Raw genomic sequence first — 8,710 nt, forward strand, 5'->3', positions numbered from 1 at the left:
AGCTACGCCACCTCCAGGGCGTCGGCGGTGCGCTCACCGATGAAGCGGGCGACATTCACGGAGACGGCGTTGCCGATCTGCACGCGGACCTCGTCGATGTAGCGGCGCTTGCCGTTCTTGATGACCGGGACGTTCCGGCCGTGGAACTGGTAGTCGTCCGGGAAGCCCTGGGCGCGTGCACGTTCGCGGTTGTTCACCAGCCGCCGGTACACGCCATCGCTGGTGAGGGTCGCGATGCCGTGGTGGTTCCCGCCGGCGGCGACCGTCGCGAGCTGGTGGCGGTCAGCGCGCCGGGCCCGGCCGTGATTGCGGTACACCGTCAGATGCGGCACGTTCAGCACCTCGATCTCGGCGACCTGCGAGGCGACGTAGCCGTGGCTGGTCTTGAGCTCACCGAGGTCCGGGGTCAGGATCGCCGCCGCGGGCGTGCGGGGCCCGGGGGTGAGGGTGAGGTCCACCTCGCCGTGGCGGGTGAACACCGCATAGAAGCGGATCCGGTTCTGCGCCACCGGGTTCGGGCCCACATCGGCGCTGTTGAGGGTGACGACCTGGGCCTTGTAGCCCAGCTGGGTCATGCCGTCGAGCCACCAGTCATAGAGCGACCAGCCCATGAACTCGGTGACGTTCTCCACGATCACCGCGTCGTAGGCGTGGACCTCGGTCGCGGCGATGACCGCGAAAGCCGTTGCCCGGTCGACCGATCCCTCATCGGCGCGGCGCAGCTCGGCCTCGACCGGCGGCTGCTTGCGGCCACCCGAGCGGGCGTGCCACACACAGCTCGGGGACACCCACAGCAGGTTCGTGCGGCCGAAGGTCCGGAAGTCGGTCTCCGACAGGTTCGCCAGCCGGTGGTCGGTGTCAGGGTGGTTGGCCTGATGGGTGTCCACCGCCGTCTGCCAGTGATTGGCGGCGTAGAGCACCTGGTAACCGGCCTGCCGCAAGCCTTCCGAGCTGCCACCCGCACCCGCGAACAGGTCCGTAGCCGTGAGTCCATGCGTCATCGCGTCGCCTCCGGCGTGCTGGTGCGCGGCCCGCAGAACGGCTCGCACGAGCCGAGAGTGGAAGGGACGGTGGAGTTCCCGTCGCTGAAGTTCGCGGTGGTTACCGCCACCGCGATCAACGCCGCCGCCACAGCCGCGATGACCAGGCCCCACAGCAGGACACCGATAGCAGGCACGGCCAACACAACCGGCACGTAGACCGTCGTCTGTAGGCGAGCCATCACGCCACCAGCCCGTCTGAGCCGCCAGCGCCGGCCCCGGTACAGATCGCATAGGCACGGCGCGCGGTGTCCGGACTGACCTGGAGCCGAGCCGCGATCCGCTCCCAGGTCAAGCCGACCTCGGCCCGCAGTCCGAACACCTCGTGCTGGAAGGCCGGATCGCGCCACACCGCCTCTCCCGGGTTCACGCTGACCCACTGCGACGGCTCACCGGTTCGCGCAACGTGATCGAGCCGCTGTCGGGCCGCCTCACGGCTGGACTTTCGCGCCGTGGCCGCCGGCATCCACACCGACGCCACCACTCCCTCGGTGATCCCGGCTCGCTTCGCCCAGCTCGCGCACTCCGCCAGCACGGGGCAATGCGCACACACCCGCTGCGCGCGCCTAGCCGCCGGAGCGTCGTCGGGAAAGAACAGCTCCGGATCCACATCCGCACACGCGCGATCGGCGTAGTTGGACGGATGACCCTGCGGTGCAACGACGGTGATCTGCCGCATCACGCGGCCTCCTCACGAATGGAAGGGGATTCGGGAATGTCGGCGGCAATGCGACGCAGCTCAGCGAGCTCGTACACGGGGTTCGCGCTGGAGTTCGGCATCGGGACCGACGCGACCACACAGGAGGTCATCGGCGTCTTGGCCGCCCACGACGCGCAGCGCCTCAGCGCCGGGCAAGCGCGGCAGACCCGCTGGGCCTCCTCGACCGCCTCGCTGTCGCTCGGATCCGGGAAGAAGGTGTCGAGGGGGTACTGCGTGCACGCCCGATCGGGCCACGACTCGGGGCAATCGAACTGGTAGGGCATTGTCTTCACGCCGTCACCCCCGACCGAAGCAGCGCGGATGCTGCTACCGCGGTGTGGATGTGCTGACGCAGCGGGCCGGTCATCCGGGCAAGCGCACCGGGCTTACCTGCGCCCGGCTCGGTCGTGATCAGGTGCCGGGCGCGGGGGGCTCTCAATCGGTTGGCCACGGCGAGGGCGGTCAGACGCTCCATCTCCGGCCCGTTGAGAGGCGAGGATTCGTCTGTGAGGTCGTCGAGGGCCAACTGGGTGCGGTGCAGTTCGATCTGCAACCGCTGTACCTCGGCGGCCAGCTGGACGGCTCGGTCCAGGGCCAGGTCCGCCGCGGGCCCAGCCGGGCGGACGGCCAACTCCGGCAAAGGGAATGAAGCGCAGGTAGAAGCGTGCTGAGGGTATGCGTTACCCTGAGATCTGCCCATTTGCAGTCTCTCCTGTGGTGTGAAGGACCCAGGGAACTGCCTTTCGCAGGCAGGCCCTGATGGAGGGCTGCGGGCGCGGAGAGAACTGTGAATTCTCTTCTGCGGTGAAATCCCTTTTGGCGAAGGGATTTCACGTGCGCCCGGAACCGGGTGGCGATCGATGAAATACGGGAATGCCCCGCTACTCAGAACATCTCGTTCAGGAAATCGAGGTCCAGTGCCTCCTCTTCCGACCGTTCAAATTTAGGAGGTGAGCTCCTACGGGATATACCCAGTTTAGGAGCTCACCTCCTATGGCGTCTAGAGGGGAGTTCAGCCGGCGTTCTGTTTGGGTCGACCGCCCTCGTTCCAGTCGATGATCACTTTCGGCTCCCAGATGGGTGAGCCTTCGATCCGACTCGACGGCTCCGGCAGGCGCTTCGCCGACAGATACGAGCTCACGGTCTGCGGTACCCACCCGAGATAGGCAGCGACATCCCGCCGGGTCCAGTACGGCGCGTTGGGATCCGGTGAGGTGCTCATGACCCCTGATCGTAGGAGCTGCCATCCGACAGACCGCACACACAGCATGATCAGCGCGGCCAGTCGCGGTGCTGATCAGCCGGAGATCCTGGAATGTCGTGCCCATCATGCAATTCAGAATCGGCCCGGAGGCGTCTGGTCGGAACTGACGTCGAACCGCGTTCCACCGAACTTTCACCGAACATCGCCCCTGCAGGGGCTGCTGTTGAACTGGTCGGCGATGAAACACTGACCGCATGGAACTCGACGGCAACCCGGTCGACCTCGATCAGGTCCAAGCTCTGGCGCTGGTGAACTACGGACACTTCACCTCGATGCGGGTAGAAGGGCGTACCGGCGTCCGAGGGTTGAACCTGCACCTCGACCGCCTGATCCGGGACTGCCGCACGGTCTTCGACTCTGAGCTCGACCCCGAGCGGATCCGCGCACTCGTACGCCACGCCCTCAACGGCACCGACAAGGTAGTCGTGGTTCGGGTTACCGTATTCGATCCGCAGCTCGACCTCGGCCACATCGGCGCCGCTGCACAGCCCCGTGTTCTCGTAACCCTGCGCGAAGCCCCGCACACCCCTGTAGGTCCGGTCCGGCTGCAGTCGGCGGTCTACTCACGAGACCTGCCCAGGGCCAAACACATTGGCCTGTTCGGCGCTCTCCACCAACGCCGCACTGCCCAACGAAATGGCTACGACGACGTCGTGTTCACGACCGCCGACGGCACCCTCACCGAGATCGCGACCTCGAACATCGGGTTCATCGATACCGACGGCCGCCTCATCTGGCCACGCGCGGAAGTGTTGCCCGGCATCACCATGAGATTGATCAGCCAGACCCGAGACGAAGACGTCCTCACCGCACCGATCACTCTCGCACAGCTGCCCCAGTTCGTCGCCGCCGTGGCCACCAATGCCGCAGTCGGTGTACGGGCGGTCAGCAGCATCGACGAGACCGAATGGTCCGGCGACCACGACATGATCGGGGTCCTCCGCAAGGAGTACGAAGCAATCCCGCCTGAACGCATCTGAAGTCGGTAGGTCGGCTTCGCTCTCGCCGGTCAAATCGATCGTCCCACCGAGGGTTCCGAACATCCCGGCCGCAACCGGGGCGATCGATCGGATTGGCTTCAGTCATCCTCTGCCACAACGGATATCCAGTCACTAGGCTCGGATGCAGTCGGCAAAAGGACACGGGGATGATCACCACGGTCAAACGTTGGACCGGCGTCGAAGTCCGCGCGCTGCGCGAGGCCCGGCGCATGAGCATCATCGACTTCGCTGCGCACCTGGGCGTCAGCGACCGGATGGTCTCCAAGTGGGAGGCTGGTGGCGCGAATATCACCCCGCGTCCAGTCAATCAGGCCGCACTCGACACATCCCTGGCTCGGCTCAACGGCGAAGCCCGCGTTCGGTTCACGGAATTCGTTGCACCGGAGGTGCTAAGCGAGACCCGCGACACTGACGTCTCCGACAAACCCACCCAGATTAGGCACCCCGCAGACGGCAAGCTGATGACCTGGATCGAGGAGGGCATCTACCTTGCTGGTCCACGTGACGAACCCGTCTGGCTCGACGGCTATTACCTCGACATCTACCCGACCACCAACGCAGACTATGCCCGTTTTGTTGCCGCGACCGGCCACCCCGCACCCCAGCATTGGGGATCAGCCGCCCCTGCAATAGAAATCGCCGACCACCCGGTGGTCTGGGTGACCTGGGACGACGCCAACGCCTACGCAGTGTGGGCGCATAAGACCCTGCCTACCAGCCAGCAGTGGGAGAAAGCGGCGCGCGGCACTCGGGGAAACATCTATCCGTGGGGAAGCCAGACCACGCCGGCCAAATGCAATGTCCGCGGTTCGGGACCCGGGTGCACCACACCCGTCGACCGCTACAAGAGCGGCGTCAGTCCCTTCGGTGTCTACGACCTCTGCGGCAATGTTTGGGAATGGCTGGCAACACCAACAACCACAACCCGATTCGAGCTCAAAGGCAGTGCCTTCACCAGCCCCTTCGACCGCTCAACGCCCTCGATCTTCAACGACGCCGATCGGAGCATGCTCGACGACGACACTGGGTTCCGCTGCATCACAGCTGTTTTGACCCCCTGAAGCTCGTGATGGCGACAAGCGGCCACCAAGCGCTACCGCCGAACGCACCCTCAAGGTCGGCGTGTCTCCGGGGTTTTCGATCAACATAGGTTAGCGTTAACGACCATGGCTAGACCGGTGACAATGCCCCCCTCGAAGTTGTCTGGTGTCCGCCTGTCTATCGACCTGATCGAAGCGTGTGACCGGGAGATAGAAGAGCGCGGAATCACGAAACGAGAGCTGTTCGAGCGCGCGCTTCGGCGGGAGCTTGGACTGCCGGAACCAGCCCAACGACTGCACAGCCAAGAAGCACTGGAGATCGACTTGGATCGAAGGGAATGCGCCTAGCGAGTCGACGTCTGAGCAGGTGAGAGGCCTGCACATACAACTTCATTAACGACGAAACCCCCGGCGTTCGCACCGCCGAGGGTCTCGCTCCCCGAAGGGATCATGTCTTTGCTGGACAGGTCTCAGGGTAACGCACGCACGCATACAGGTGCGCGGCAACACACCCTTATTCCTGGTGACGATGTTCACCGCCCCTCTGAACAGCGCAAATACTGCACCAGCCCGCGACACGGCCGTGTCGCGGGAGCGATGGGCTGGCTTTTTCCCCTGCCAGCACTGCGGCTGGAGCTGCCATCCAACGCCTACAGCAACGTTCCGGCGTGCTGGTGGGGTCGAGAACGGTGGATCGCGCACTGCCTGGCGCTCTACGACGAGCACTACGCCCTGCTGCGCCGGCAGCGCATGGTCGACTCCGTCGGCCGCCGAACGTTTCTCGCCTACCTGGTCGTCGAGTCGGGCGGCGCCGACTACCGGACCGGCCGAGACTGCCGCATCACCGTCGAGCGGCTCCAAAAGGCCGTCGCGCGTTCGGAATCCACCGTCCACCGCTGCCGGCGACTGGTGAACAAGCTCGGCTGCCGCACCGTCGTCTTCCGTGGCCGCCTCCGCACCCGCGAGGAACGCCTGGCCTCCTGGAAGCGTCGTGACCGGGCCCGCGGCTGGGCCGCCGTGTCCGCACTTCACGAGACCACCGTCCTGCCTGTGGATAACGAGCACGTGAAAACCCTTCTTCACCAGGGTTTTGGCACCCCACCGGAGCGAAGCGACGGTTCCGTTTTCCTCTCACGCCCACCTAAATCTTCTCCGCCACAAACCGTGACGAAAAGACGCGCTCCGCGCGGCACAGACAAGAGGTGGTCGCGGGCTTACGACCAGAGGGCGCTGTTGCTGGCCGAGAAATGCCGTAAGGACGAACGAATCCCGTTGTGGGCACGGCAGATGCCGCGTGGCCAGCTGGCTGCGGCATTGACGCGGTACGCGGTCGCGGGCTGGCAGGTCGACGACGTGTACGGGGCGTTCGAGGAGTTCCGGATCTCCGGTAAACGCCTCATCCAGACCCCGGACAAACCCATCGGCTACCTGTGCCACGTGCTGCGGCAGATCCCGGTCGACGTGCCGCCCGCTCTGCTGGACCGAGCCCGCGAGGTCGATATCGAAGAGAAGCGGCGGGCACGGCAACGCGAACTGCGGGAGGAGATCCGGGCCGCGGCGATGGCGGCCGCCGGTGAGCACTCTCCGGGCCGCGAAGCTGCGCGCCGGGCCACGGCCGCGCTGCGGCTCCGCACGGTCGGCAACGACCGGGCCCGCGCCCGCCACGCCGACGATGAGACGCGTGCGGCGGCCAGGCGCGCACGCGGCGAAAGCTGAACAGGTGGTGGACCTTTCACCTCGGAAAGCTCGAACAGCGACTATCAGGCTTTACCGGCGGTAAAGCCTGATACCTGTGGCAGGTGTTCAGTGATCTGAACCGGAATCGCGCGTAAGCGTCGGTGTTTCGCCGTGACGGGGACCGGGCGTCCTCGTATGCTGCGGACGCAATCCGAGTAGCCCCATAGGGGTGAAGCAACGGAAGTGAGAACACAATGGCTGCCGTATACGTGCTGCTGAACCAGAAGGGCGGAGTCGGGAAGTCGACTCTCGCAGTCAATTTGGCGGCTGTGACCGCCGAAGTCGCCGGCGACGGCCACGACGACGGCCCCTCCCCCGTCGCCGCCGTGTCGATCGACCCGCAGGGATCCGCAGTCTGGTGGGGATCCCGCGTCGACAATCTCCCCTTCCACGTCGTCCAAGCCCACGCCGACCTCGACGGCCTGAAACGGCTGCGCGAACTGCCCGGCATCGACCACGTGTTCGTCGACACCCCGGGGTGGCTGGACATGGCCGAGGAAACGGAAGGCGACGATCCCCTCGGCCAAGGACCCGCCGGCGACGCGCTGCGCGCCGTGCTGGAATGCGCCGACCTCGTGATCGTGCCCATCACCCCCGAACCGCTCTCGTTCGACCCCACCGCCCGCACCATCCGCAAGGTGATCCAGCCCCGCGGGCTGAAATACAAAGTGGTGCTCAATAATTGGGACCCGCGCGACGGTGAGCAGGACCGCGACGACACCATGGCATTCATCCGCGGCAACAACTGGCCCGGCGCGAAGACCGTCGTGCGCCGCTACAAGCTGCACACCCGCGCGTCCCTGAACGGTCAGGTCGTCACCGAATACCCCACTAACGGCACCTCCCTGCGGGCCCGCGAGGACTTCTACAAGCTCGCCCTTGAACTGCGGGTGGCGTGATGGCCGCCCGCGGAGGAACCCGCAAGAGCCTGACCGAACTGCTCGACGCGGTCGGCGACAAATCACCGATCGACGGCAACGAGACGAACCTGCTCCCCGCGGCTTCGCCAGCCCCGCCGACCTCGGCGCCGCTGGACGCGCTGGTCGCCAACCCCCGCAACCCGCGCGATGACCTCGGTGACCTGTCCGAACTGGAATCGATCCTCAAACTCCAGCTCCAGCCGGCGCTGGTCGTCACCCGCGGCGCGTACCTGGGCCTGTACCCCGAGGACGAGCCCAAGCTCGGCGCGGCCCAGTGGGTGGTCATCAACGGCTGCCGCCGCCTGGCCGCCGCCCGCCGCTACGGCCGCCCCGACCTCGAGTTCGTGGTCAAGGACGAGGTCGCCGCGTCCCGCGTGATCCTGCTCGGCGCCGCCATCACTGAAAACGTTGCCCGCCAAGGCTTCGACGTCGTCGAAGAAGCACGCGCCGTCGAGGCGATGGTCGCCGAATGCGGCAGCGCGGAGATCGCGGCCCGCGAGCTGGACCGATCCGAAGGCTGGGTGTCGCAACGTCGCGCCCTGCTGAAACTCGCCCCCGAACTGCAGGCCGCGCTGCGCCGCGGTGACCTCGCGGTCCGGGTGGCCAGGACCCTGGCCAAGGTTCCGCTGGAGGCGCAGGTGGAGAAGTGGCTGGCGAGCCGGGACAAGCCCAAGGACGCTGACTTCGAGCGCAAACCGAAGGAGCTTGGGCCGGTGGGCCCGGCGCAGATCGCCAAGGCCCTCAAGAAGTTCGGTGCCGAACCCGACACGCTCGCCGAAGCGATCACCGACTACCTCGACAACGACCAACTCCGCAAGCTCGTCGATTCGTTGACCGCGACGCTCGCGCCGACGCAGGAATGAAACAGAGTGGTGTGGTTTAACGCCGGGAAAGCACACCACACCCCAGTCCCGGTCCCACGCGTTACCGCCGGGAAAGCGCTCCAGTGGCGGGCGTGGGGGCACCCCCGAAAAGTTTCGGGCCCAGTGCGTACCTGCGGGTGCGGCG

At 66.2% G+C, this 8,710-nt stretch carries 11 protein-coding genes; 5 read left to right on the forward strand and 6 right to left on the reverse strand.

The features are described from left to right. Positions 1 to 2 precede the first annotated feature (2 nt). The 6 genes from ACFYTS_RS35685 to ACFYTS_RS35710 all read right to left on the reverse strand — a co-directional run bounded on the left by ACFYTS_RS35685 (position 3) and on the right by ACFYTS_RS35710 (position 2,962). Positions 3 to 1,001, reverse strand: a complete 999-nt coding sequence (locus ACFYTS_RS35685; RefSeq protein WP_387309645.1) for a DNA cytosine methyltransferase — start codon at positions 999 to 1,001, stop codon at positions 3 to 5. Next, positions 998 to 1,222 (reverse strand): hypothetical protein, encoded by a 225-nt coding sequence (locus ACFYTS_RS35690; protein WP_387309646.1) that lies wholly within the window; start codon positions 1,220 to 1,222, stop codon positions 998 to 1,000. Before ACFYTS_RS35690 ends, ACFYTS_RS35685 begins: the two co-directional genes overlap by 4 nt. Continuing rightward, positions 1,222 to 1,719, reverse strand: a complete 498-nt coding sequence (locus ACFYTS_RS35695) for a WhiB family transcriptional regulator (RefSeq protein ID WP_387309647.1) — start codon at positions 1,717 to 1,719, stop codon at positions 1,222 to 1,224. Before ACFYTS_RS35695 ends, ACFYTS_RS35690 begins: the two co-directional genes overlap by 1 nt. Next, positions 1,719 to 2,024: a WhiB family transcriptional regulator gene (locus tag ACFYTS_RS35700; RefSeq protein WP_387309655.1), complete on the reverse strand. Its 306-nt coding sequence runs from the start codon at positions 2,022 to 2,024 to the stop codon at positions 1,719 to 1,721. Before ACFYTS_RS35700 ends, ACFYTS_RS35695 begins: the two co-directional genes overlap by 1 nt. 5 nt (positions 2,025 to 2,029) lie before the next feature. Continuing rightward, positions 2,030 to 2,380, reverse strand: a complete 351-nt coding sequence (locus ACFYTS_RS35705) for a hypothetical protein (RefSeq protein ID WP_387309648.1) — start codon at positions 2,378 to 2,380, stop codon at positions 2,030 to 2,032. A 372-nt stretch (positions 2,381 to 2,752) separates the two neighbouring features. Continuing rightward, positions 2,753 to 2,962: a hypothetical protein gene (locus ACFYTS_RS35710; protein WP_387309649.1), complete on the reverse strand. Its 210-nt coding sequence runs from the start codon at positions 2,960 to 2,962 to the stop codon at positions 2,753 to 2,755. 236 nt (positions 2,963 to 3,198) lie between these two features. Between ACFYTS_RS35710 and ACFYTS_RS35715 the strand changes: the two genes are divergently transcribed. The 5 genes from ACFYTS_RS35715 (at position 3,199) to ACFYTS_RS35735 (ending at position 8,565) form a co-directional block, all read left to right on the forward strand. Then, a complete protein-coding gene (locus tag ACFYTS_RS35715) occupies positions 3,199 to 3,984 on the forward strand; it encodes an aminotransferase class IV (RefSeq protein WP_387309650.1) in 786 nt (261 codons plus the stop codon). A gap of 167 nt (positions 3,985 to 4,151) precedes the next feature. Then, positions 4,152 to 5,066 (forward strand): SUMF1/EgtB/PvdO family nonheme iron enzyme, encoded by a 915-nt coding sequence (locus tag ACFYTS_RS35720; protein WP_387309651.1) that lies wholly within the window; start codon positions 4,152 to 4,154, stop codon positions 5,064 to 5,066. A gap of 429 nt (positions 5,067 to 5,495) precedes the next feature. Beyond that, the gene (locus ACFYTS_RS35725) at positions 5,496 to 6,761 is read left to right on the forward strand and encodes a hypothetical protein (RefSeq protein ID WP_387309652.1); all 1,266 of its coding nucleotides are present in this window, start codon (positions 5,496 to 5,498) and stop codon (positions 6,759 to 6,761) included. Between the two features lie 215 nt (positions 6,762 to 6,976). Continuing rightward, positions 6,977 to 7,681, forward strand: a complete 705-nt coding sequence (locus ACFYTS_RS35730; protein WP_387309653.1) for a ParA family protein — start codon at positions 6,977 to 6,979, stop codon at positions 7,679 to 7,681. After that, entirely contained in the window at positions 7,681 to 8,565 is an 885-nt protein-coding gene (locus ACFYTS_RS35735; protein WP_387309654.1) for a ParB/RepB/Spo0J family partition protein, read from the forward strand. Before ACFYTS_RS35730 ends, ACFYTS_RS35735 begins: the two co-directional genes overlap by 1 nt. The last annotated feature ends 145 nt before the right edge of the window (positions 8,566 to 8,710 follow it).

Origin of the sequence: Nocardia sp. NPDC004151, from assembly GCF_042874235.1 — a bacterium.
GTDB lineage: Bacteria > Actinomycetota > Actinomycetes > Mycobacteriales > Mycobacteriaceae > Nocardia.

Excerpts from the sequence above, each read along its gene's own strand:
- ACFYTS_RS35685 (WP_387309645.1), bottom strand. The coding sequence starts at position 1,001 with ATGACGCATGGACTCACGGCTACGGACCTGTTCGCGGGTGCGGGTGGC.
- ACFYTS_RS35690 (WP_387309646.1), bottom strand. The coding sequence starts at position 1,222 with ATGGCTCGCCTACAGACGACGGTCTACGTGCCGGTTGTGTTGGCCGTG.
- ACFYTS_RS35695 (WP_387309647.1), bottom strand. The coding sequence starts at position 1,719 with ATGCGGCAGATCACCGTCGTTGCACCGCAGGGTCATCCGTCCAACTAC.
- ACFYTS_RS35700 (WP_387309655.1), bottom strand. The coding sequence starts at position 2,024 with ATGCCCTACCAGTTCGATTGCCCCGAGTCGTGGCCCGATCGGGCGTGC.
- ACFYTS_RS35710 (WP_387309649.1), bottom strand. The coding sequence starts at position 2,962 with ATGAGCACCTCACCGGATCCCAACGCGCCGTACTGGACCCGGCGGGAT.
- ACFYTS_RS35715 (WP_387309650.1), top strand. The coding sequence starts at position 3,199 with ATGGAACTCGACGGCAACCCGGTCGACCTCGATCAGGTCCAAGCTCTG.
- ACFYTS_RS35720 (WP_387309651.1), top strand. The coding sequence starts at position 4,152 with ATGATCACCACGGTCAAACGTTGGACCGGCGTCGAAGTCCGCGCGCTG.
- ACFYTS_RS35725 (WP_387309652.1), top strand. The coding sequence starts at position 5,496 with ATGTCTTTGCTGGACAGGTCTCAGGGTAACGCACGCACGCATACAGGT.
- ACFYTS_RS35730 (WP_387309653.1), top strand. The coding sequence starts at position 6,977 with ATGGCTGCCGTATACGTGCTGCTGAACCAGAAGGGCGGAGTCGGGAAG.
- ACFYTS_RS35735 (WP_387309654.1), top strand. The coding sequence starts at position 7,681 with ATGGCCGCCCGCGGAGGAACCCGCAAGAGCCTGACCGAACTGCTCGAC.